The organism is Paraburkholderia sp. BR10954, assembly GCF_040965775.1.
GTDB classification, from domain to species: domain Bacteria; phylum Pseudomonadota; class Gammaproteobacteria; order Burkholderiales; family Burkholderiaceae; genus Paraburkholderia; species Paraburkholderia youngii.
The window spans coordinates 30,883-55,616 of record NZ_JBFRCK010000002.1 but is presented as its reverse complement, the minus strand read 5'-3'; the positions used below and the strand labels follow the sequence as shown (position 1 = coordinate 55,616).

17 protein-coding genes and 2 pseudogenes are annotated in these 24,734 nt (G+C 58.4%); 7 read left to right on the top strand and 12 right to left on the bottom strand.

Annotated features, from left to right (window positions below):
• Window positions 1–17 precede the first annotated feature (17 nt).
• Window positions 18–751 (top strand): annotated as a pseudogene (locus AB4Y34_RS02935) (IS30 family transposase).
• A gap of 724 nt (window positions 752–1,475) precedes the next feature.
• Here the strand turns inward: AB4Y34_RS02935 and AB4Y34_RS02930 are convergent.
• The 5 genes from AB4Y34_RS02930 to AB4Y34_RS02910 form a co-directional block, all read right to left on the bottom strand.
• Complete coding sequence (locus AB4Y34_RS02930; protein WP_176383875.1) at window positions 1,476–2,906, bottom strand: mannose-1-phosphate guanylyltransferase/mannose-6-phosphate isomerase; 1,431 nt, start codon at window positions 2,904–2,906, stop codon at window positions 1,476–1,478.
• Between the two features lie 179 nt (window positions 2,907–3,085).
• Complete coding sequence (locus tag AB4Y34_RS02925; RefSeq protein WP_368715202.1) at window positions 3,086–4,936, bottom strand: alpha/beta fold hydrolase; 1,851 nt, start codon at window positions 4,934–4,936, stop codon at window positions 3,086–3,088.
• Window positions 4,937–5,513: 577 nt separating this feature from the next.
• Window positions 5,514–6,518, bottom strand: coding sequence for a glycosyl hydrolase (locus tag AB4Y34_RS02920; protein WP_176383871.1), 1,005 nt, complete (start codon window positions 6,516–6,518; stop codon window positions 5,514–5,516).
• A complete protein-coding gene (locus AB4Y34_RS02915) occupies window positions 6,519–7,709 on the bottom strand; it encodes a hypothetical protein (protein WP_368715201.1) in 1,191 nt (396 codons plus the stop codon). It abuts the gene before it with no gap.
• A gap of 128 nt (window positions 7,710–7,837) precedes the next feature.
• Window positions 7,838–8,104, bottom strand: coding sequence for a hypothetical protein (locus tag AB4Y34_RS02910; protein WP_368715200.1), 267 nt, complete (start codon window positions 8,102–8,104; stop codon window positions 7,838–7,840).
• A gap of 107 nt (window positions 8,105–8,211) precedes the next feature.
• On the opposite strand from AB4Y34_RS02910, the gene AB4Y34_RS02905 reads away from it, so the two are divergent.
• Complete coding sequence (locus tag AB4Y34_RS02905; RefSeq protein ID WP_368715199.1) at window positions 8,212–9,477, top strand: glycosyltransferase; 1,266 nt, start codon at window positions 8,212–8,214, stop codon at window positions 9,475–9,477.
• Between the two features lie 150 nt (window positions 9,478–9,627).
• On the opposite strand, the gene AB4Y34_RS02900 is transcribed toward AB4Y34_RS02905, so the two are convergent.
• The 3 genes from AB4Y34_RS02900 to AB4Y34_RS02890 form a co-directional block, all read right to left on the bottom strand.
• The gene (locus tag AB4Y34_RS02900) at window positions 9,628–10,071 is read right to left on the bottom strand and encodes a hypothetical protein (protein ID WP_368715198.1); all 444 of its coding nucleotides are present in this window, start codon (window positions 10,069–10,071) and stop codon (window positions 9,628–9,630) included.
• Complete coding sequence (locus AB4Y34_RS02895) at window positions 10,071–11,978, bottom strand: RICIN domain-containing protein (RefSeq protein WP_368715422.1); 1,908 nt, start codon at window positions 11,976–11,978, stop codon at window positions 10,071–10,073. Before AB4Y34_RS02895 ends, AB4Y34_RS02900 begins: the two co-directional genes overlap by 1 nt.
• Before the next feature lie 76 nt (window positions 11,979–12,054).
• Window positions 12,055–12,693, bottom strand: coding sequence for an SCO family protein (locus AB4Y34_RS02890; RefSeq protein ID WP_176383861.1), 639 nt, complete (start codon window positions 12,691–12,693; stop codon window positions 12,055–12,057).
• A gap of 373 nt (window positions 12,694–13,066) precedes the next feature.
• Here AB4Y34_RS02890 and AB4Y34_RS02885 point away from each other — a divergent pair, with 373 nt between their 5' ends.
• The 3 genes and pseudogenes from AB4Y34_RS02885 to AB4Y34_RS02875 all read left to right on the top strand — a co-directional run.
• On the top strand, window positions 13,067–13,342 hold the full coding sequence (locus AB4Y34_RS02885) for a DUF6788 family protein (RefSeq protein ID WP_368715197.1): 276 nt from the start codon (window positions 13,067–13,069) through the stop codon (window positions 13,340–13,342).
• A 136-nt stretch (window positions 13,343–13,478) separates the two neighbouring features.
• A complete protein-coding gene (locus AB4Y34_RS02880) occupies window positions 13,479–13,880 on the top strand; it encodes a recombinase family protein (protein WP_368715196.1) in 402 nt (133 codons plus the stop codon).
• 176 nt (window positions 13,881–14,056) lie between these two features.
• Window positions 14,057–14,825, top strand: a pseudogene (locus AB4Y34_RS02875) (transposase); the annotation flags it as partial.
• 943 nt (window positions 14,826–15,768) lie between these two features.
• Here AB4Y34_RS02875 and AB4Y34_RS02870 read toward each other — a convergent pair.
• From AB4Y34_RS02870 to AB4Y34_RS02855, 4 genes are all read right to left on the bottom strand, one after another.
• Window positions 15,769–17,967 (bottom strand): polysaccharide biosynthesis tyrosine autokinase, encoded by a 2,199-nt coding sequence (locus AB4Y34_RS02870; protein ID WP_176383856.1) that lies wholly within the window; start codon window positions 17,965–17,967, stop codon window positions 15,769–15,771.
• A 509-nt stretch (window positions 17,968–18,476) separates the two neighbouring features.
• Window positions 18,477–19,937, bottom strand: a complete 1,461-nt coding sequence (locus tag AB4Y34_RS02865; RefSeq protein ID WP_368715195.1) for an oligosaccharide flippase family protein — start codon at window positions 19,935–19,937, stop codon at window positions 18,477–18,479.
• On the bottom strand, window positions 19,934–21,229 hold the full coding sequence (locus tag AB4Y34_RS02860; protein WP_176383852.1) for a glycosyltransferase family 4 protein: 1,296 nt from the start codon (window positions 21,227–21,229) through the stop codon (window positions 19,934–19,936). Before AB4Y34_RS02860 ends, AB4Y34_RS02865 begins: the two co-directional genes overlap by 4 nt.
• Window positions 21,226–22,338, bottom strand: a complete 1,113-nt coding sequence (locus AB4Y34_RS02855) for a glycosyltransferase family 4 protein (protein WP_368715194.1) — start codon at window positions 22,336–22,338, stop codon at window positions 21,226–21,228. Before AB4Y34_RS02855 ends, AB4Y34_RS02860 begins: the two co-directional genes overlap by 4 nt.
• 1,133 nt (window positions 22,339–23,471) lie before the next feature.
• On the opposite strand from AB4Y34_RS02855, the gene AB4Y34_RS02850 reads away from it, so the two are divergent.
• On the top strand, window positions 23,472–24,137 hold the full coding sequence (locus AB4Y34_RS02850; RefSeq protein ID WP_368715421.1) for a transposase: 666 nt from the start codon (window positions 23,472–23,474) through the stop codon (window positions 24,135–24,137).
• A 389-nt stretch (window positions 24,138–24,526) separates the two neighbouring features.
• Window positions 24,527–24,664 (top strand): hypothetical protein, encoded by a 138-nt coding sequence (locus AB4Y34_RS02845; RefSeq protein ID WP_368597719.1) that lies wholly within the window; start codon window positions 24,527–24,529, stop codon window positions 24,662–24,664.
• The last annotated feature ends 70 nt before the right edge of the window (window positions 24,665–24,734 follow it).

The following is a 24,734-nucleotide window of genomic DNA, read 5'->3' as shown; positions in this document are numbered from 1 at the left end:
GGACTATCACGTGTCGCATGGGACCAATCTACCGCAGTCTATTCATTCAGGCACGGGGCGCCCTGAAGAAAGAGTTGCTGGAGAATTTACGGCGCACCCGTGCCATGCGTCGGTCGCGCCATCACACGCAGAAAACGGACGATCATGGCCGGATCCGCGACGCGGTATCTATCAGTGAGCGTCCCGCCACAGTGGAAGACCGTGCGGTGCCGGGACACTGGGAGGGAGATCTCCTGTGTGGCAGTGCCGGCAGCCAGATCGCAACATTGGTCGAGCGCCAGACACGCTATGTCATGCTGGTGAAGATCGCGAGCAGGACAGCGAGTCGGTTGTCAACGCACTCATCAAACACGCTGGCAAGCTGCCGCAGGAACTCTATAAATCACTGACCTGGGATCGGGGAACAGAGATGGCCGACCATAAACGGTTCACCATCGCCACCGACATTGCCGTGTATTTCTGCGATCCGAAACACCCGTGGCAACGCGGCTCGAACGAAAATACCAACGGCCTGTTGAGACAGTACTTCCCGAAAGGCATCGACCTGTCGGTCTACTCAAAGGCCAGGCTTAACGCCGTGGCACGAAGGCTGAACGAGCGCCCGAGGAAGACGCTGGACTTCGCGGTGATTTGTGATGCCCGATGCACGGTTGACACAATCCGGAACCCCGCAATTTGTCCGGGCCCGTTCTGCGAACGCAGCGGGAATGCACACATCGAGGGGCAAGGAATGCGGAGTTTCGCGACATGATGATGGTGCGACGACGGCAAAGCACGAGTCGGTTCGCGTTGGCCGCATGGAACGACCAACGTGCTGCGGGCCTCTGCTGATGCAGCTCAGTGTCCATCGCCGGGATTAGATGCTATGTGGGAGGGCAGCGGCAGGATGCCAGGCACACCGCCTTCAATACGGAGCAAGTGGCCTTCCCTCACACGTGGCAATCGCGCGGTGACCTGCCGGTGAGCCGCTGGTAGCGGTCGCGGTAGTCTTCCGCGACGGCGGGTGATGCAGCGGCGGGCGCAATACCATTAAGTTGAGCGATGCGAACGTTGCGCGGGTAAGATGGCGGGCTTTTGGCAAGTGCAGGCAAGCGCAGTGGAAGGGCTGTTGACGGGGCTGCGGGAGTTGGTGGAATCTGTCGAGGACGTCGAGCGTAAGATCGGGACTTTTCCGTTCAAGGTGGCGCTCAGTCTTGAGGAACGTGGGCAGCCAAAGCCTCCAACCGCGTTGGGGCACTCCGCGGTTTCTTCCATCGGGCCTATTCGACGCCTGCCGACACGCGCAAAGGCATGCACATTCCTGCGGCCGATGGCAGGCATCGAATAAAACTTAACGCTCTCGGTCGGATGCTCGCCGGGCAACGGTGGCCATCTCTACCCGACCCTTAGCCTCGACTTTTCCGCCTTTAACCCACATGCTCGGTAAGCCGCATTACCCATTCGATTTTCGAAATAGCCGCTAAACGCCCGACCCCTTAAACCTTCGCCACACGCCCATACGTATCCTCGAACCGCACGATGTCGTCCTCGCCGAGATACGCGCCCGACTGCACCTCGATCAACTCGAGCGGAATCTTGCCGGGGTTCAGCAGCCGGTGCGTGATGCCGAGCGGAATATAGGTCGACTCGTTCTCGGTCAGCATGATTTCCTTGTCGCCGTTCGTCACGAGCGCGGTGCCCTTCACGACGATCCAGTGCTCCGCGCGATGATGATGCATCTGCAGGCTCAGCTGCGCGCCCGGATTGACGACGATGCGTTTGACCTGGAAGCGCTCGCCGCTATCGATGCCTTCATACGAACCCCACGGCCGCACCACGCGACGATGCGTGACCGACTCGTGACGTCCCATCGCATTGAGCTGCGCGACGATCTTCTTCACGTCCTGCGCCTGATCCCGATGCGCGACCAGCACCGCGTCCGCGGTCTCGACGATCACGACGTTCTCGAGCCCGATCGCCGCCACGAGCCGATGCTCGGCGCGAATGTACGAGTCGCTGACCGCGTCGGTCAGCACGTCACCGATCAGCGCGTTGTTCTGCGCATCGCGCTCCGCGATGTCAGCGAGCGCAGTCCACGAACCGATATCGTTCCAGCCGAGATCGGCCACCGCGACCACGGCCGCGCTCTGGGTCTTCTCCATCACCGCGTGGTCGACGGAAATGTTCGGGCAGGCGGCGAACGCGTCGGCATCGAGCCACACAAAATCGAAATTCCGTTGCGCGCTTTGCAGCGACAGCTCGGCCTGACGCGCGATCTCCGGTTCGTAGCGGCGCAGCTCGTCCATATACGTCGACGCCTTCAGCATGAACATGCCGCTATTCCAGTAGTAGCGGCCTTCGTCGATGAAGCGCTGAGCGGTCGCGGCATCCGGCTTTTCGACGAACGAATCGACGGCGAAGCTCTGCGTGCCGTCGATCAGCGGCGCGCCCGCGCAAATGTAACCGTAGCCGGTATGCGGCTCGGTCGGTGTGATGCCGAATGTGACCAGACGCCCATCCTTCGCGATCTGCGCCGCCGCTTCGACTGCCTTGACGAAGGCGGCCTCGCCCGCGATCACATGATCGGACGGCAGCACGAGCAGCAACGCGTCGGGCGTGTCGCGCAATGCGAGCAGCGCGGCCACCGCGATGGCCGGCGCCGTGTTGCGGCTTGCCGGTTCCAGCACGATGCTTGCCGACCCGACGTCGACCTGGCGCAGTTGCTCGGCAACGAGAAAACGCTGCTCGTTGTTCGTGACGACGATCGGCGCGGTCACACCATCGATGCCACGCAGGCGCAACGCGGTTTGCTGGACCAGCGTATGTTCGCCGGTTAGTGCCAGGTACTGCTTCGGGTAGCCGCCGCGCGACATCGGCCACAGTCGCGTGCCGCTGCCGCCGCAAAGAACTACGGGATGAATGTGCATTTTTTCAGGTCCTCGCTCGTGTGTATCTGTTCTGCACTTGTTTGCACGCCGACGGCTGTTCGCGCGTCGGCGTGCAACGCTCAACCGATCGTCGTGCCAGGCAACTGCATGACGGTCCCGGATGGCTCGCGTTCGCACCGCAGACGAGGCCGCCCTTCCCTTGAGACGTCCCGCCAGCCTTATTCGCGAGCGAATGCCTGATTGAAAAACGTCTCGCACAATGCCGCAATCCGCTGCCGCGCCGCAGGATTCAACACTTCGTGGTCCATGTTCGGGATGACCATCGCGCTCGCGTGCAACAGCTTGTTGAGCCGCCGACCACCCCGGCCGAAGTGCATCCGCAGCTCATCCAGCCCGCGATCCAACGGGCTGAATAATAGCCGGACATGCACTCCCCGCGCATCGAGATCTTTCATCCGCTGACGGGCGCGAGTGCCTTTATTCATCGCACTGCGGTTCGAATCGCCGGCCCACGCGGCGGCGTTACTCACGACGGCGTCAACGGCATAGCGAGACAGCGTCCGCAATACAGGCCGCAGGCCCACCTCGCCACGCAGAACTTGGGACCATTTCTTTGTGAGAAACATCGCCCGAAAAATGGCGCGCGTCGAGCGCGCATCGACCTTGGTCGCATCGCACATCCTGAAGTCCGCCGGAAAGTCGAATTTCTGAAGATTGACCAGCAGTAGCGCCGTTACGGAAGGATTTTTCGTGGCTGCGTGAAGCGCGAGATACGCACCCGAGCAGATGCCAAACACGGCAACCCGCGGATGCCCTCTGGCGAGGGCCCAATCGACCGCCAGCGACGTATCGGCAGCAAGTTGCTCGTAACTGAGCAAGGAAGGGTCTTCGACCATCCAGGCACCGCGGCTATCGCCAATGCCGTGCGCGTCGACTCGCAAGGACGCGATGCCCGCTCGTGCCAGCGAGCGGGCGAGCTCCACATTGAATCGACCGTCGCCGACATGGTGTGTCGCCGCCGTGTTGGCGATGACTACGAGCGGCGCACGCTCCGGACAGTCTTCCGGTTCGCATAGGATGCCGAACAAACGTCCATTAGCCAGATCCACCGGCGTCTCGACAGCGCCGCTCCAACCGCCTGACCGTCGGGGCGCAACGGGGGCCGCCGCGTCGGATACTGCGGACCGAAGCGGTGCGGATGACGGTGCAAACTCGCGCGCGAACCATCCTTCGACGGAACCTAGTGTCGCCTGAGGCAACGTTGCCACCCACGACGGCTGCATCGCCTCCGGGTATTCGGGAAACGGCAGCGAATCGACCTGTGCGCCCAGCGCACTATACGAGTCCGCGAGCTCGTGGCTGGGTCCCTGATTGCTGGGGTGAACGATCAACAGCTTGCTTGCCGGTGGCGACGTCATCAGGCGCAGATCACATTGCGTTATTGCGTCGATGGCGGCGCGGCTGAAGCGATGCCCGAGCACGTCGAACGCGCCGGTTGGCGCTGCATCATTGCGAATGTGGTGGCTGGCCTGGTCCAGCCACGTCCGCTGTAGCGCGTTCATTTCCCGCACGAACTGCCGGCCAGCGACGACCGGCGCGACAAGCGCCACGGTATCGACCCGCGCCGCACGTGCAGCCTGCGCGGCAACCATTGCGCCAAAGCGGAATCCGATCAGCGCGACACGTTCGACACCAGTCGTGCGCCTCATAAAATCCACGGCCTCGGCGGCCTCGTCGACCCATCTGCCTGGTTCGACAAGCTCACCCAGATCGATTGAGTCGCCGGTGCCGGCATAGTCGAATCTCAGTGCAGCGAATCCCCGGCCCGCGAGGCGGTCGGTGAGCGACCGCATGGTCTGATGCAGCCATAAAGCCTCATGTCCGAGGGGACCGCAAAGCACAATGCCTGCTTTGCCATTTTCGTTAGATTGCGGCCGCGGCTCATAAAGCCAACCAAAATGCCCGCCGAAATAGACGGGATGCATTTTGAAGTCCACTTTATTCGTCTCGCTATCGTCGCGGTCAATATCGATAGTGGCCGCGGAAAGCTCTTCCAATACCTTGGTCATAGCAAGTTTTTCAGAGGCGGAGTTTGTGTGGAGTTTGGCTGTATTACGCAATATGACCATTTCGGGTGTCTGTGCGCTTGCGCACATGATGGATTGGTGAAGCTCGCCCGCGGCACCATGAGTTTAGCCCCAACTTGAGCACGCGGCGCGCGCAAGTCTTCGATTTGGCGCGGTTACGCGTGCCGGGGGGAGTCAGTTACTGGGTACAGGCGGGGTAAATGTTTAACAGGCGGAAGGCCTTTTCCTGAACGGGTGTGGGCCGCGTAGTCATCACGATCTTTGAGCTTGCCCCCGAAAATCGAACCCCTTGCTGAGCAGGTAAACTCAAGCAAGGAGAAGAACGATGACAAGCAAGGCAAAGCGAGCGCGGTGCTAACCAGGCACACACAATACCCTGCCGCGCGCCTTGTGGTCCCGGACTGATTTGCCTTTAAGCTGACACCGCAGATCCCGCCGGCCATCAAATCGGCGCCTTCTCCGCAAACGCAGTTGTTGGTATCACCGAGAATATTGATCGTCGGGATGCGGCGAGTTCGCCCATCGGTTGCAAACGATTCTCCATTCGGTATGCTAAAAACTATCGCTTACCGCCAAAAAGCTCCCGATATTTGTTGGCCGCTAGTGGAACGCGGCCCGATTGATCGCCGTAAATCACAGCGTTGGGACCGCCCAAGTGTGTGTTCCAGTATGATTGATACAGCACGTTCGGGGCACCGCTTTCGATCCAGCCATGGAAGTGTTCGATGAATTCCGGGTCGTCGCCATAGCCCTCAGGCCTCGTCGAGCAACCCCACTCCGGATAAGCCTCCGGTTTGCCGTGCGCCCGAGCAAACGCCCGAAACGATCTCAGTCCGGTCCGGGCGTTCAGCATATCGCCCCAGCCCTCGTGATACTCGTCGTAGACGTCCATCGACATGATGTCTACGACGTCATCCCCTGGGTAGGCGCTCTGCCAGTTGAAGTTGCTGTGGCTCTGGAAGTCGGTGGTCCAGTCGAAGCGCAAGCCAGGGGCGATCTTTCGCATCACGTGTACAACGTGGCGATAAGCAGCCCTGTACCCTTCGGGATCCTTGATCGCGCTCCATCGGTACCAGTTACCGTTGTGCTCCCATCCAAGCCGGATGATGACCTGCTCAGGACGGCCAATCGCCTTAATGTTCCGCGCAAGACTTGCGAATGCGTAGTCGACTTTGCCACTCGTCACCGTCGCGAAGCCATGATCCGAAGCAAGAAGCAACGGGACGGACATCACCTCGACACGACGCGGGTCGCTATTGATCCAGCGTTGCGTTGTTGCGAGGTAATACGGCTCGGCGACATCTTGCCACTTTTCACGCGCGGTGAAGACGATGCGGTACTGCACCGGCTCGCCAAGCCATGCGCCGAACGAATCGTATTGGGCCGTGTACATGTCGCCTTCAGAATGCAGGCCTATCGCCGCGACTCCCGGTGATGCCGTCGAGTCGGACGCCGCATGCGTGATGACTGGCAACGCAGCTCCGAGCATCGCTAACGCGATGAGCGCGCGTTTAAGCCGAGGACGTCCGATCACCGCCGGTCTGGAGCGCACGGAAAGCACCACTTAGCCGCCCGCCAGGTCGACGTGTCCGGCCTCTGACGTCGTTTGGGGCAGACCGCCGCTCGATTGCACGGCAAAGAAGTAGAAAAGCGTGAAGACGGAGATCGGCTGCAGGAGGGCGCCCGAGAGGAAGAACTGCATACAGAAGAGCCCGACCGCAATCGGCAGGCTTTCAATGCCCGTGAAGATTCGAACCATGATCAACAGCAGCAGCGGAATGCCCCCGATCAGACCGTACTCGATGATCGCCTTCGGGATCGCTGGGAAGTTCGCGACTCTGTCGTCTACTCTGATGCGGTCCGCATTACCCGCACCATAGCCTATGAGCATGCTGGATGCGTCTTCAAACGCCAGTTCGCGCATGCGCTCATAAGGCGTGGAGAAGCGAATAGAAGCGCTGCTGCCCTGATCGTTGATTTCGCCCGAACGCTTGAGCACGGCCGGGTTCGACGCGACGGTGCCAACGATAGCCACCACCGCAAGTCCCGCCAGGATTGCGGCCCGCCGATTGTGCAGGTTCGCGATGATGGCGAACGGGAGCGTAATTGCGATGAACAGCAGACCCGTTCCAGAAAAGGTCGTGGCGAGCGCGACAATCTGCATAGCAATCGCCGTGACGCGCCGGAACATCATGACCTCGATCAGCAGTGCGAGTGCCAGGAACTGTGAGAGAAACGACGGTTCGAGGAACACGTACGCGTTCGACTTGTAGATCTCCGATCCGTACTGGATCGGATAGCTCACTTCATAGTTGGACATCGTGAACTCTTTCGGCAAGCCGCCGAGAGGGTCGCTATATGGGATATGCAGGAACGCCTGACTGCCGTATTGATACAGCGCGACGGCTGCAAAGACGCACATCATGTTGGAGAACCACCGGTAGCCGTCGGCTGTGGTGGAATGCAAGGGCGCCCCGTCCGGTGCGACGAAGGAGAAAGGCAGGTAGAGCACAAGCAGGTAAATCAGCGAATTCGCCGAAAACTCCCTGCCCGTGCAGATAGACGTGCCGATCAGTATGCACCCCACGCAGAGGACGCTCAGCAAGAGGCCCCGCCGGACGACCACTTCTCTGCGCACACAGACCAGCAGCGCGGCGCCAGCATAGATTGCCAACGCAACGGGAACAGGGTTCGTGCCAGGGATGAGCGACAGGCGTTGCGTGACGATGGCTAGAAAGAAGAGCCAAAAAGTCATCTTTTGTGGTCGCGGAGTATGCATTGCGGTCTCGGCTCGTATATGGCGCGCTGGGTTGCACGCCCCCGACGGTCATCGGACTGTAGCGGGCGCACCTATTGCGGTCGATGCTTCCCGCCTATCCGGGTTCAAAGCTGCGGTTTGCGTCCGGCGAACCCACCACCCTGGCGCAGATATCGAAGATAGTAAGCGAAATGATGGCGGGTGCGACCGAGCATCTCCTCGATCTCCTTTTTCGATCCGAGTAGTTCTTCCCTGCACTCAGCGTCGTCGCAACGCGTCGGAATCGGATGAAAGCGGATATGCGATTCGAAATCGACGTAATGGCGCATCGCCTGAACCTGCTCCGCGCTCAGTCCGCTGGCCCGGCTTTCTTCAGCAGCGGCGTGCTGCATGAAGCCAGCCGATTGCAGTCTGTGATGTATTGGGTTTATACCAGTCGCTGCCGCAGTGCACCGTACGGTTTCGCACAGAGGTCGATTTTCACTCGGATTACGCTGCGTTGGCGACAGGCCGGTTTTATAAGTTCGCGCCATATTCAAGCTGGACATCGTTCGGGGCGACGTGTCTCGACGGAACATCGAGGAACAAAATGCAGCGCTCAAGAATCCTGGTCATTAACGATTACCATGAGCTCGGTGGCGCGGAAATCATCTATCAGCTTTCCGTGGACGTTCTCAAGGCGACGCCGTGTGTCGACGTCGAATGCTTCGACCTGCAGAAAGCGTCCTTGCGCGGATCTGTTTTGACTAAGACGTGGAATTTCCCCGCCGCCGTGGCGCTTGCGAAAACGATCGAGGCGTTCCGGCCTGACCGCGTGCTGGTTCACAACTATCACAACGCGCTCTCTTCGTCCGTGCTGTGGGTGCTTCGCCGCTACAAGCGGAAATACGGCTTCCTCGCGTACATGACGTGTCATGACTTCTATCTCGTCTATTACAATGCCGCGCTTATGCACTACGTCGACGGCAAGAGCAAGCCGCTCGATCTCAACATCCTGCGAACACGACGCGCGCTGCTTGCGCGCAGCAGTGCGAGCGGGCCCGTGTACGACACGTTCAAGAAGATGCACTGGCACGTCGCCCGAATGCTCGGCAACCCGACGCGTCTGTTCGACATGTTCCTGTGCCCGAGTCCTTTTATGCAGGAAGCGTTGCACAAGGCCGGAATTCCGAATACCGCAACTCTTTTTAATCCTTCGGTCATGAGCGAGCCACTGTCACAGCCGAAGGTTTGCTCACGCGACAAGATCGTCCTCGCATTCGTCGGCCGCGTGGCGCCGGAGAAAGGTCTCAGCCAGCTCATCGGGCTCGCGCGGGCGACGAGTTTTGCCTACATCGATCACATCGCGGTCTACGGAGACGGACCGGGCCTGCCCTCGATAAGAGAATCGCATACGGACCTCATCGAGTCCGGGCAACTGGTCATGCATGGGGCGCTTCCGCGCGACAAACTCTTTGCCGAACTGCGGCGTTCGGCCGACGCGCTGATCCTGCCGTCGGTAGGTGCGGAAAACGCACCGCTCGTCGTCGTTGAAGCGGCTCAGATGGGCCTGCCCATGCTGGTCCACGATATCGGCAGCCTGTCGACTTTCGGCGAAGAGATCGGCAACAAGATTAAGTACTCGTTCCATCCGACGAGCTTTGTCAAGGCACTCGGAGAGGTCGTTGCGCACCTCTCCGATAAAAACCGGAAATACGATGTGAGTGCGTATTCGCTGCCCGCCTATGCGGTGCGGCTGGCGTCGCTGATGGACGTTGGTGAGTGAGTTCGTAGCGATAAGCGACCGAGGATAGGCGGCAGCTCAAAGTCCGGACAAGCGATGACATCATTCGCTTGCCGACACCGTCTTGGCGTGGCTCGTTTGAAGTTGCGCCGCGCCGGCATGCAATGGTCGACGCGCGGTATGCAAACACCGCTAACGATTCGTTAGATACTCCCAAAGCGCCTCGCATTCACTATCGGATAGCTGATACTGAGGCATCGCCTTGCGCAGCAACACGTTGGCTGGGTCGATCCCATGCCTGACCGCGCGACAGAAGCCCCCCGGCTGGTAGCTGCTGGCTGGGCCGCCTCGACGACTCTTTGCGTCGAGCAGAAGCGCCGCAGTCAGCGGCGGCGCGAAGGTGCCGGATTTATCGGTTCCAGCGTGGCAGTTCACGCACCGCGTCGTCCACGGCGGCAGCGGACGATCGTCGTCGCGCAGGTGCGCTGCGACCGCATGTTGGCCGTTGTAGATCGCACACCCCAAATCACCCGATTTACACAGCTGCTGCTCGGCATGCGCCAGGCGCACAACGGCGGCCAGCCCCAGGCAGACCGCTACGCGCGCCGCCGGGCGCCGGAATGGTAATGCCGCCATCAGTGAAGGCGCAGCGTGCGCGACACGCTCGGCACACCGTTCGCGTTCAGTGCGAAAAGCATGTAGTAGCCCGGTACCGCGACGCCAGGATCGGCCGGAATGTTCAGCAGGTACTCGCCGCCCGTGCCCACCGAGAACGTTACCGGCACGCGTCGCTGCTCATTATTGACCGTATGCGTTGCTGACGACAGGCGCATCAGTGCGAACGACTTAACACCGCTACTCGCTGCAACGGCGATGACCGTGCCTAGCGTGGCGTCGGTCGGTGCCGAACTCATGGTCGGACGCGTTGCTGCCGTTCCATCCGCGTTGAGCAGATAGGGCGGTGTCAGTATTTCGACGTCCGGGTGGTTGGTCGCGCAGCCGCCGCACAGCCCGCCGCCGCTGCTCAGGACGCGGCCGTCTGGAAGCAGCAGCGCAACGCTGTGGTAGACGCGCGGCACGGCTTGGGGAGCGAGTTGCCTGAAGACCTTCGTCGTCGGATCCCACAGTTCCGGCGTCAGCACGGCGGTATCGTCCGAAAACGGTTGCGCGAAGGCTTGACCGCCCACCACGACAACCTGCCCGTTCGGCAATACGACGCTGTTGCTGAATGCCCGCGCATAGCTCATCGGCGGTAGTGCGGTCGCGGTCGCAGTGCCGGTGCTGATATCGATGAGCGTGGCATTGGAAGTAGCGTTGGCTTGCTCGTAACTCGGCGCGCCGCCGACGGCAAGAATCTTGCCGATGTCGTACATGACGGCGTTGCCGTTCATCGCATCGGTGTCGTTTGCTCTATTGCCAGCATCAGTTACAGTGCCGTTGCCGGCCGTGTCAAACCAGTGCATCGCCACGCTTGGCCCAGCATGGAAAACCCGGCCGTTGGACACTGCAAACATCCACGCATGGTTATCGGCGCGATAGATGCCCGCCGCGTCATTGGTGAGGATATAGTCGGCGAGCAGCGACCAGTTCACCATCCAGCCAGAACCGGACGTCCAGGTTTCACCGGTCTTGTTGCCCCAGCCTCCATTCCACGAGCCACCGATCACAAACACGCTGCCATTGCTCAACGTGACGCTGCTGTGATAGGCACGCCCGATGTTCATCTGGGCGCCGGACGACCACGCGCCGCTCGACTGCGAATAGAGGCTGGTCATGGCGCTGTCGGACCCCCCGGTCACAAACACACTACCGTCAGGGAGATTGGCGATGCCCGGGCAAAACATATCGTGTCCAGTATTGCTGACTAGCGCCTGTTTACTGGTCAAGGTCTTCGGATTAAAGATTGCCGTGTACGTCCTGCCTGGCGTTACTTCGCCAGAGCTGAAGGAATTCGTGTAATCAGCCGACCAGAGCAATATGTTCCCGTTGGGCAAATTGGACGCCGCTGCCGGAACGATAGGAAGCGCGATCGGCGCAGTCCACTTCGAAGGCAGCGCTGTCACATTGATGCCGCTTACCGCCCAAGTCTGCGTGGCGTCGCCCCCGCAGCTCTGCTGCAGGATCTGCGGGCCCTGTGCGGTCGTGTTCTCCGCGGCCAGGCACAATCCGCTGTGCGACGGGACGATCGCGTAACCGCTGCCTTGCGGCGTCAAATTGAAAGTCTGGTTCGCTTGGCCGTTGCAGGTCCACTGAATCACGGGCGCGCCGGCTGTCACGCTTGCGCCCGACACGTCCATGCAAAGACCGCTGTGCTGATTGACGAATACGTACCCGGCGCCGGAAGGCGTGGCCTTCCAAGTCTGATTCGTTTCGTTGTTGCAGCTCCACGTGATCACCGCGGTGCCTGGCGTGACCTCGTCGTTGAAATCGTCAGCACATAGAGTCGTGCCGCTCAGGGTTATTGTGCCCGTCGTCTGTGCCTGAGCGAGTCCAGGATGCGCGAAGAAGGACGACGCGAATGCCAACCCAATCAACGCATTCATACATCTTGCAAGCGATTGAGAGAACATCATGGCGAAACGGATTCGTGGCATGGTCTTATTCTCCGTTGAGGTCGAATTACACACGTCCCAGCGCAGCAAGCACATCACAGACATCTTCCAAGCGCGGAAGCTCGGCACTACGCCAGCGCAGCTTTGCGCTCGCATCGAAGCAATAGATTTGCGTCGAATGACCGGCGAGATTGCCAAGGGCAAGCGGACTACCGGATAGCGCGATTCGCATCCGGTCGACGTTTTCCAAAGAGGGCGTAGCGGCATTCCATGCGGGGCCTGCATCAAAACGCAAAAGCCAGTCGCGTAAAGCGGATGGCGAATCTGAAAGCGGGTCAATTCCGATTGAGAGCAACTGAACAGGGTAGCGGGCGCGGATTTTTGGCAAATGTTCCTGAACAGCGCTGAACAGCGCTCCCTGTAAAGGGCATACCGAACTACATCCGGTATAGATCGTCTGCACCGCTGTGACGCCTTGAAGAAGAACAGCGTTAAGACGTCGCCTTTTAGCTGTCTGGTCGATCACCCAGAAATCGTCGAGACGAGCCGGCGGGCTGACAAGCCCCAGGTTTCCATGCTGAGCATATGAAGGACGGCAGATAGCGGCCATCGCAGCCAAGGCCATATTGGATAGCAAGGCGCGTCGACTCAGCTTTCGAGCCAGAAAATCGTGCTCGCGGCGCGCGCGAGTTATTTGATGGAGCATTGGCACCTTTCTCCGCAAATGTCTGATGAACAGCCGACTACACGCGGTTAGTAATGCTTCCGGCGCGACAGTCGTCGAACAAGGCGCGCAACCCTTCGCAACGGCTGCTTCTTCTCACTCTCGTACCAATGATTCAACCACCCCGACAAGCGTAGCACGAGGGCTCCGGGTCGAGGTCGATTCTTAGGTGCACTATTTACTTTGGTTTGTGCGGTTGACCATACTCGGATATTCTGGGTTCCCTTAGCGATGGCTACTGGAAAGCAGTTTGAAAACTTTATTGTTTGTTATCTTTGATAAGAGTCAAGTAAGGACGCATTGATCAACAAGCTCCTCGCGCGTGTTCTCATCGCAGTCACAATTGCTGAAATAAATGCCAGCGTTAGAGACGCTCTTGCGCGGCTCGCTCATCGAGCGCTACAAGCGCTGCGGCAAACCGGGCTGCCGGTGCGCAGACGGCCCCGGCCATGGTCCCAAGTACTACCTGTCCGTGAGCTTTCCCGGCCGCCGTCCGCAAATGGACTACGTGCCGCAAGCCGATTACACCGACGTCGCCGAGCACCTGGCGAACTATCACCGCGTTCGCGAGATCATCGAGGAGATCTGCCAGATCAACCGCGAACTATTGCGCCGCCGGGAGGCGCACTGAGGGGCGCCGGTGAGCCAGTCGTCGCTGTCGCTCGCCAACTTCATCGATCCGCAATCGGCCGGCGTACTCGTCGCCAACATGCTCGAGGCTTGGCTCACTGCTGAGCCTGCGCTGGAGCTGACCGAAGAGGCCTTCGATGAACACCAGGATCACCCCCCAACATCAAAGCAAGCCGGCGTACATAGACATCCGCCAGTCGACGCTGGCCCAGGTGCGACACCATCAGGAGAGCACAGAGCGTCAATACGCGTTACGCGACAAAGCGCTGGCACTGGGTTGGCCGGAGACGGCGATCCGGGTCCTGGACCGCGACCTTGGTCAATCGGGGGCCCAGATGACGGGGCGCGCAGACTTCAAGACCCTCGTAGCGGACGTCTCGATGGGGAACTTGGGTGCCGTATTCGCACTGGAGGTTTCCCGCCTGGCACGCTCGAATCGGGGACTGGCATCGCCCGCTCGAGTTGTGCGCGCTCACCCATACGCTCGTGATCGACGCCGATGGCTGCTACAACGCGGGGGGACTTCAACGACGGCCTGATACCTGGTCTCAAAGGTACGATGGCACAGGCCGAACTGCACTTCTTGCGCCGCCGCCTCCGGGGCGGCAAACTCAACAAGGCGAAGAAGGGTGAGTTGCGCTTTCCACTGCCAGTCGGCTTGTGCTGCGGCGACGACGGCCGCATCGTTCTGATCCCGATGACGAGGTACGCGGTGCCGATTCCGGTGAAGGTGCCGAAGGTTCGCGATCGCTCAGGCTCAGGGTGAAGTTCAATTCATCGATCGTGCCGCCGTATGTGCGAAAATCGCCGCGCGTGAGTGCGGCGCTGCCGTGGCTGTATCTGAAAGGTATTTCGACCGGCGACATGAGCGATGCGCTGAGTGTGCTGCTGGGCGAGGACGCCAAAGGCCTGTCGGCGAACATGGTAAGTCGTTTGAAGGCGCAATGGGCCGATGAGCATGTCAACTGGAGCCGACGTGATCTGTCGAAGTCGCGCTACGTGTACTGGTGGGTCGATGGCATTCACACCGGGCTGCGCAGCGAGAACTCGGATGGTCAATGCCTGCCGGTGATAATCGGCGTGAGGCCGGATGGGCGCAAGGCGCGTGTGGCGATCGGCGACGGGTATTGCGAGTCGAAGGCGTCGTGGCGGGAGCTGCTGCTCGATCTGAAATCGCGTGTCCCGCAGGCCGGTCCGTTGCTCGCAGTCGGCGACGGAGCAATGGGTTTCTGGGCCGCACCGGAGGAGGTGTTTCCCGCCACGCGCGGCCAGCGCTGCTAGTTCCACAAGATGGGCAACGTCCTGAACGCGCTGCCGAAGTCACTGCAAGGCAAAGCCAAAGCAGATCTGCAGGCGAGGCGGAGAAGACCTGGCGCCGCATCAACGGCCCGGAAAAGATCACGCTGTTGCTCGAAGGTATCCCCTTCAAGGACGGCGAACCGGTGCAAGACGATCGACCGGTTCATCAGAGACTCGCCGCTTGAAATCGACCGTCACAATGCTGCCCATAAGTGGGTAGCTACGTTCCCTCCCGGAAACGCGGCCCCCGAAGAACGCAACATGCGACTTTCACCGCACTGCGCTCGAGCACAGCATTAAGCGTCGCGCTGACGCCGGTCTCGCCACTTGCACGAGCCCTTCGCAAGCGTCACATTGTTGATTCGCCTCATCGCTGAGGTGAAGGGTGCTGAACCGCAGTGATACCGGTCTCTCACAAGCTTCCCCTCAAAGAATCTCAAACGTGGACCTGCGACAACTGCACCACGCGGAAGTCTGCGCCCTTTCAGGCCGAGGCAAATCTTGAACCCTATGCGAGCCATTACCGCCCGCCATTCGCTTTATCCGCGTTCTCATATCCACCTGCCCAACAGCTTCCCTCGCGGGTCACCTGCCATAGCCTGACTTTCGGCGTGGGCGGACAATTGGACTTACCACGTTCCCGTCCTTGCCGACCCAAATCTTCCCGGGCCTATCCGTTTAGCGCCTGCCTTTCCCCCGACGGCTCTTGTGACGACGTGCTTCCAATAGTGACGGAAACAACCGGCTGCATACCTTTTGGTCTGGGCCTTTCAGCCGCTTTGGTCCAATCGTCATAACGAGGGTTACAACAGTTCACTTATGTTGCGCATGCGGAACTTGCCCTGCACCTCACACCGCACGGCGGCTGGCAGTGTCGGTCCCTTCCCTGTCACCGGGGTGAACCGTCAATCGAGAGGCACGTTGTCTCCAGAGCTTCACACCCACCCGTTACCGGGTACGCATGTCCAGATAGGCAACTACTGGTCGTACAGCAGGTCACGGCACCGCGACCAATCTTACTATCGCCGCGCGTGACAAGGCAAAAACGAGCTTTACCGCCTACTACATGCCGGATGACGCGCGGCTGACGGCGACACGTGTCGCATCACCACTCTTGACGTTAGCTCCTTACGCGATACCATGCAGTCCAGCATAGCCATACTCGCCGAGATGCAGCTTGGCACCATTAAGGATCACGCCGGTAATACGCACGCCGCTACGATCCATGCGCTTCGCACACTCTTCAAGTTCAGCCAGCTTCGTGACTTCCGACATCGCGACCACAAATACAGTCCCTGCGTTCTGCGCAAGCACCGCCGCATCCGACACCGTTAGAATCGGCGGAGCATCGACGATGACGAGATCGTACTCCTGCGCGCAATCATCGAGCATCTGATTGAGGCGCGGCGAAAGCAGAAGTTCGCCAGGTTCCGCTGGCTGCAGTCCGGTCGCAACGAAGTCCAAATTCGACGCCGCGTCATGCTGAATGACCGCGCTAAGGCCTGCGCGCCCTTCGAGAAAATCGACGAGGCCCTGCTTATGCCCAGCGGTGAAGTACTTGCGCAGATGGCCATTTCTCAAATCTGCATCGATCAGCAGCACGCGCTTGCCCGAGGAGGCCACCACACGAGCGAAGTTGGCCGACACGAACGATTTGCCCACGCCTGGCGTCGCCCCGGTAACCAACACGATCTTGTTGGAAATGCCGTCCTTGCCGTGATTCAGCGTCATGCGAAGCGCGCGAAGGCCTTCAACTGCCGGATCTGCCTTGGATGCTTCCGCCAGCAAGGTCGCGTTCCCCTCCTTGCGCTCCGACTTCAGCATCACTCGCTGACGCCTGCTGTAAGGAATCGTCGCATAGACGTTAATGCCGAGCGCACGCTCGATTTCGCTGGGGGTCTTTACACCGCACAGGACCGTACTGCGTACGAACGCATATGCGAGGCCGCTCAGCAAGCCGAACAGCGAAAACAGCACGACGACGATCGACTTTTTCGGAAACACAGGATCTTCGGGAACCGCAGGCGTATCGATCAGGCGCACGGTCCCGACCTTCCCCGCCTTCACCAGTTCCAGCTGCTGCGCATTGTTAAGCAGCGCGGTGTACAAAGCGGAATCCACTTTGACCTGCATTTCCGAGCGAGCAACCTCCTGTTGCAAGTCAGGAAAGCGCGCCATTTGCTGCGCATAGAGGCTGATTTGCTCTTCAAGCCCTTTAATTTGCCTGTCGACCGACACGACAGACAGATAACTCGGCGCGAAGCGTGTGGCCAGGTCCCGGCGCTGCTGTTGCAGTGCAAGAAGCTGTGCCTTGGCCGCGCTCATTTGCGCGATCGCCTGCTTCGCCTCTTCCGGCAAGTCGACGACACCCGCCCTACGATGCAACTCCGTGTCGGCCTGCTGTGACTTCTCCAGTTGCGTCTTCAAAACGGGCAGTTGCCGTTTCAGAAAATCGAGCGAATTTGACGCTTCTAGCGACTTCCTCTCCATGTTCTGCAAGATGAACTGCCTGGCAATCTCCTTCAGCGTATCGCTGACGATCACCGGATCCTTTCCGCGCAGTTTCGCAACCAAAATGCCCGAATCCTTTACCTTTTCCTGAATGCTGAGCTGGCTCTGGATACGTTCGATCGTCTTCAGGCGCGAATTGCGATACAGGTCGAACGTGACTCCTGGCTGCCCGCTAGCGCCAGTCACCAGGAGTTGGATCGGGCCACGCGTTGTCGAGAACGACTGAAGCTTTCCAATTTCGCCTATGACGGGCGCATCAAGTGCGGGTCCGGACAGCGTGAAGCGGTGATTGGGCTCCAGAGTAAGCCGGAATTGCTTTCCCTCCAACTTCGCGGGCACGTCGAACTTGTCGATCGAAAGCGACTCCCTGCCCCACGCAAACCCCCCGACACCGAAGATGCCCGGCGTCATGTCGCTTTCGAGGTATCGTGCGACCAGCGAGCCGATGACCGGAAATCGCCGGGGCTTCGCGTCGATGAAGAGCGCTTGCTTGTCGACCGCGCGGGTGACGATTGCGCGCGACGAAAGGATCTGACTTTCGGCTGCGGTCGTCGACTTGTTATCGTTGATGCTCGACACCGCATCCAGCATGCTTCGGTCAGACGTCGGGTCCGCACGAGTGTCGACCTGAATCATAATGTCGCTTTCATACACGGGCGGTGCAACCATCGCATAGACTGCGCCGAGCAGGGCGAAGGCAGCGGTACATGCCGCAATGCGCCAGCGGTTTTGTCGCAGCACGACAAGTATGCCGGGGAGGTCCATATCAGTGTTTGTGATGTGGACATCCTTAAAAGAAAGTTGCGCAGGATTCATGGTTGCCTTTTCTCGCCAAATAAAGCTGGTGGTCCCATTTGCATGTTGAATGACTAGTGGTCCGACGATACAGCCGGACTTCGACCGATGCCCGATGGAGGCGAAACCGATGATCCCAAAGCCGCAACATCGAACCCTCCGGTCCCAAGCGATGCAGTCTCCTCGCTGCAACGCTTCGGCCAAGATAAAATCAACGTGCAACGCGCCGCGTTGGAGTCGAGGTATGACGATTGACACCCCTGAACCATCTTTCCAGCGCCTCAGCCAACACTCGAAGAATACAAGCACTGGGAATCAATGATGTGCGTTAGCTCACCTTTCCAGGCCTTAAAGACGGATAAAATGCGTGACGCGCAAAATTTGCAGACACCGATAGTCGCGAGGTTCACGAGGACGCCCGTTGACTCGTCGTCAGGCATTCGCCGCGCAGGGCCGATCTGCGCGCATGGTCAACGTCGCAGGTCATATGAAAACCTCGGTTCTATACGACGCTGTTGCATTGCCCCTTGTCAACGCTGCCTCAGTCCACTGCCCGATGCGCCGTGCACAATCATCAGAGCAGAATTCCGCTCGCGGAGCGAAAAGACCGCGACGGCTCCAACAAAAATTGCCGCGCCCACGATTTCAAAGACGTTAGGAAGTAAAAGACTTCGCAACGCCCATATGATAGCGGCTGCGAGCGCGTAATAGAAAAGCACAGGAGACAAAATTCGCCGGAACACTTGCGCGGTCGTGAGCCCCGCCTCCTCGCGAAAAAACCACAAATGGTAGGACAATGCCATCGCCGCGTATGAAACCGACGCCCAAGAGAGCATCTTCTCCAGGCCGAGCGAAATCGTCGCCCACATCACCGCGAGCTGGACGATGACCTGAATCGACATCCAAGCAAGTGCCTTGAACGGCGAGCCGGTACTTTGCTGATAAGCGGACATCGTCGCGCCGGCAAAGGTCTGGAACGACCAAAGCACCGCGAACTGGATCAGCATGTCCGCATGCACCAGGAAACGCGGGCCGAGAACAGATTGTGTGACAAGTCGCGAGCCAATCGCCAGCGTGAGGAAGAAGGTGATATAGGCGGCGTTAGACCACACGAATACCGAAATTGTCTTATCCGCGCGGGGGCGATCGGACAGGCGGTCGCGCGAAAAATATGGCATCGTGAACCGGCGAATGAGCAACGAAGCGAACGACGTCCCTTGAACGACGAGTTGTTTGATCGAGGCGTAAATGCCAAATATCTCAAGCGACATCGTGGAAGCCACAATCAATTCGTCTGCCTTGCCGCCGAGAATGTTAAACAACTGCCCCGTCAGCTGGGTTCCCATATAGTAGTAAAGCCGCGTGGCACGCGCCCGTCGCGTCACGCTCACGAGGATCACCTTCAGCGTGTCCAACTGAAACGATGACATCAAGACAAATTTCGCTCCAATGGTGCAAATGAACCCTATCACCACGCAATTGAGCGAATCGAAATACCACGCGGTTCCGACCGTCACGGCGACGCCGACCAGCTTGCTAAAGACTTCCGAAATGGCAAGCCGTTCGATATCCAGCGCGCGCACGGCGAAGCCTTGCAGAGCTCCGACCAGAACGACGAACGGCAGCGCGGGCGCGACCAATAGCAGGGTCACCCACGCAGCTTCTGCAACACCCAGTTTTCTAAGGGCGAGCGCGATCAGGAGATCGACCACCGCCGCGAAACAAATCATTCTCGGCAACGCCGAGCCGAGAATGAGAGCGACACGCCGGCGAGTTCCGCGCTCCTGGATGATGAACCCTTCCCATCCGAAGTCGCAGAACGTCGTGAAAATCGATACGACGAGAAGCTGAGTGGAGACGATACCCAACTGCCGATAGCCAAAATGGCGCGACAAAAAAGCGATTTGCGCCAAGGTCAAGACGCCCATCATTCCTGCCGCCAGTAACTGTACTACGCCCTTGCGGGCCAACTGCAAAACGCCAAAATTCACTGTGCGCCTCCTAATACTGGAGCCGTCTTGGCGACCGGTGCAGCCAGGCAAGTTCTCAAGATATCCAGATACCGGTTTCGGTTGATGTCGAAATTGAACTGTTCAGACGCAAATCTAGCCGAGGCCTTGCTCAGGAGCCTGTACAGATTTGCATCACGCGCGAGGTCCACGCATCGTAGCGCGATCTCGTTGGCATCGGCGCAGATGAACAGTTCGCGGCCCGACTCGACGGACATCCCGATCACGCCATCCGCGGTTGTGATCGTCGGAATGCCCCTGGCAAGCGATTCGAGGATCTTCGTCTTTATTCCAGTGCCGCCAAACATCGGTGCAATATGGATGTGCATGCTGTCGAAAAGATCATCGGGATTGTCGAGGAAACCGGTGAAAAAAACGTCGGGGCGCTGGTAGCGCGCAATGAGCTCCGGCGGGCAACGACCGATCGCATGGAAGCGATAGTCGACGCCAAGATGAGTCAATGCGGGCAACACGCTTTCGAGCACGTAGCGCAGCGACTGTCGGTTCGCCGTCGTATGCATGTTCCCGAAGAACATCAAATTGATCCTGTCAGTTGGACTGGGAAGCAGGCGATCCGGTGCCTTCCGAATCTTGGTCGTCGGCGGAACTGCATAGACGTTATCCGCACCCGTCATCTGTTTGAAGAGAGCTGCTTCCGCGTGCGATACGAACACCACGGCGTTGTGCCTGGTCGCGCTGTTGCGCTCCATCCGGCTGATAGCCCACCGCTCGTATCTCAAAACGGTTCTAGAGAACCGGTTCGCGATCTTGGCGGCGAAGGCAGGCATGCGGTCCTCGTACGTACCGAGCAAACGATTGCCGACACTCGCGCGGATATTGTGGAGATAGCGCACCGAAAGCAGATCGTCCAGTTCCACGACTGAAATGCAGTCCTTGGTCTGGAATAGCATCGAAGTCCGCAGCATATCCGCAATAACCAGCTTGCATTTCTGATCGTCGATGATGGAACGAATAAGTCGCTTCCCACTGCGAGACAGATACATTGCTACCTGCAAAGGCAGCGGGCGTGCGGTAATGATCCATTCAAGGATCCAATTGGGGGCCGTCGGCAAGTCAAGCAGATGAAATCTAAATTTAGGAAAGCGCGCATAATACCGCTGCAGGTCAACCAACTCGTTCTTCCCTTTGAAAATGACAACGCTTACTTTATGCTGGTTCTCGAGGAATTGGAGAGACTGGAAGATCATGTTTTCTCGTCCGCCAGCGGCCGGAATAAACGGTCGCGAAGCGATATACAAAATGGGAACACTCATTTACATTTCTCCAAAAATGATTTGAATTTGTCAAATGAAGAGTTCCGATCGAATATGTCCGAGTTTTCGGCAAGCACTGCCTTCCGGTCCAGTTGTGCCAGACGGTTTCGGTCATTCAAAAGCGCAATCCATTCGCTTGCCGAGTCGCTGACGATCACTGACGGGTCCTTGACCAACGGTATCCCCCGGACACCTTTGGACGTGCTGATTACCGATCTCCTGTTGTAAATTGATTCGGCGACTTTCACGTTCATTCCCGCGCCCGACACAATGGGCGAGAGAAAGACATTGGATTTTTTCCAAATCTCGGAAGACTGATCGACGAATCCATGTCCGATGACGTTTTTGCGTTGATAACGATCAGCTTCGGAGCCGGCACCCATCAAATGGAAAATAACTTTATTTTCGTCGATGTGTGGAATGATTCTGGAAAGTAGCCATTCGACAGCATCCCTATTCGGCCACCACTCCATGTTGCCAAGAAACGCGAGATGAATTGGCTTATCGGTTGCCGACGGCGCTATTCTTTCCGCTGGCATGTAATCGAAGGCCGGCAACATGCAAAAGCGATTGCCAAACGGCTCAAGGGCCGCGCCTTTGGCCAACTCGTCCGGGGAGATAAATACATGATTGCGGATCAGCGCGTTTGCGCGCTCCTGAAAGCGCCGCAATTTGAGGCACTCGAACTTCAGCATGGCTGAGGTGATCGGGTTGCTAATCTTCTTCAAGCGATCTTCATAAAGCGTCGCCTCATCGTTATGCTGTATCAGAATCGAATTCGCGCCGATCTGGTTGCGAAGATACACGACTGTTTCCAAATGGTCGAAAACGACTATGTCCGGTGTTACGCTTGCCGTTAGCCTCGACAACGCGCGGTGAGCGCTCGGTCGATCGAAATATAAAACCTTCGCCGGCAATGGACCGAACAACGACCGCAAAAACGAAAACGCGATTCTGAGTTTTCTCCACTTCGGCAAATCGTCGTACACGTAGAGGACATCAACTCGAGCGCATACTCTCCGCAATTGCGAAAGAATCTGATTCGAGTAGACCATACCGCCATTCGATGACTTCGCATCACGCACATGCGACAAGAACAAGGCATTCATCTGTAGAATCCTATAATATGTCCAGATCGCACAACCATTGCAGAGGAAATACGCGGTCCCGGCACCCTTACGTCACATAGCAACGACCACCGTATTAACCGAAAAATCTGAGTCACCGTTTGCAGTTACTTTGGATTCCTATTTGTATACCGCATGACATGTCGCGTTAGTGTATTTCAGCAATGATCGCCGTTTATAGTCACTTCAGATTTTACGCCTTGGTCTTAAATGGCAGGCGATGTCATATGCGCAAGAGCATGCAATCGGAAGCCAATTCGCCTCTGTTAGCAAGCGCACATATCATATGTGAATCCAGACCACTTAAAACGCAAGGTGCGAAGTATTCCTCACAATTTACGGCAACGAAAACGGTACTGAATTCTCACCTAGGAAATCGCTTTGTTTTAACCGACCAAATATCACTGCCGGACCCCGAAAAAAACGCAATGAAAAGTCTGACATAATGTTACTGAAAAAATCTCGCCTCGCGAATCAAGCGCGAATTGAGCAGTTCTGGCTCGTGCTCGTCGAAGCGGAGCGCTAGCACAGCTTCGCCGTGCAAAAGAAAGTTCGCGTAACGAGATCCCTTAAATAAAATATCTTTTCGATAATTGTTTCATGGCACCGAGAGGGAATGCGAACGACCTGGCATGACGATAAGATCCTAAAATTGAACGCTCTGTGCGAAATAACACATTGCACGGCAGCTTTTGACGGCAATGGAAAATGACAGGCTTAGTTAATATTATTACCTGACCAGACACATTCCAATTTAAGTGTCCCGGCAAATCTTTTCGGATTTCGCTAACCTGCCGCCGTAATGATGCTAGGGTAGCGGATGATGTGTGGTAGAGCTGAGTGAAGCCGAGGAAATGACGTTGCAGCAGCTGTCAATCGATCACATACATGGGGACACGCGCACGCGAGCGGCGGTCCTTTTGCTGCTTGGGCGGGGGTGGGGGGGGGGCCCTATGTCGTTCGTCAAGCATTAGGGGCGGATTTTGGTTGATAGAAGGTGCCGTCGCGCAGCATTGCGAACAACATGTCGCAGCGTCGTCTGGCAAGGGCAATGAGCGCTTGATTGTGGCGCTTGGGCAATGTCAACTTGAAGGCGGGCTGGATAGAATGGCGAAATTAAAAAGAGCACCTCGCCGTATCACGGTTTCCGTTTCCCATCCGCGGTCATCAGCTGCGCGGTACGCTGGTACCATCGCTTCAATCTGAGCCTGCGCGACATCGAGGAATTGCTGCCCGAACGTGGTGTGGTGGTCACATATGAGTCGATGCGCAACCGGTGCGACCGGTTTGGTGCGACGTTCGCCTGCCGGGCCAAAGCAGTCCGGCCGCGATCGGGCACGACGTGGCATTTGGATGAGGTGTTCGTGAAACTGCGCGGGGAGCCATACGTGCTGTGGCGCGCGGTGGACGAACATGGGACCGAACTGGACCACCCGGTGCCCCGGAAGGTCGTCACCGACCAGTTGCGCAGCTACCCGGCGGCAAAGGCCGAGGTGCCACAGCTGGCGAATGTGAAACACGTGTTCGTGAAGGCTTCGGCCCGGGTGAACGACCGGGCGGAAAACAGCCACCAGCCGACGCGCCGGCGTGAGCGCCAGATGCAGGGTTTCCGTGATCCACGACGCACGCAGCGCTTTCTGCCGAGCTTCGGACCGATCCGGCAACACTTCGCCTTACCCCGTCAACGCATGGACGCTGCTACTCACCGTGCCCATCTGAAGCAACGTGTCGACGGCTGGTATGGCTGGAGCGCAGCCGACCTGGTCAAGCACACCCGGTAATCAGAAGGAATCCTCCGGACTGCCAATTCGTACGGTCATCTTCCTTCAATTTGACAAAGCCTCCAGCACGGCACGACGGAGAGGTTCGCGACGCCCACGACCGGACGTCCTGCTTGACGCTCTCCACACACTGCCCACAAAGGCCCCCTCGCTGGCTCAGGTAGTGTTATGGAGTGCCAGCCTCGGCGGCTATCTCGAATCGCAAGCATGATCGTCCCTCTCGACCAACGTCATATGGTGTGGCTTCCTTTCGCTGCGCGAGATTACTGAGATGTACCGGATATTTCGGCAAAACGAATGAACCTCGCAACGCTAAAGAAGTGGCTAACCCTCAGCTTGTGGGGCGAGAGTGACCATCTTTCTTCCGGACACCTCCGATACCCGAGAACTTGTCGCGCGAACATGCGCTCGCCGTCGTTGAAGTCATTGAGGCTCTGCGCGCGCGCATCGCACTGCATGACCTGCTGCACGAGCGGCATGCGCCTACCGACGATCCTCGCCTCAACCACAGCGGCGATCGCATTTGACGGGGAGTGGCTATCCCGACCGTCAACGGCGCTACTTCGTTGACGGTCCAGGTCAACCATGTGCCAATGA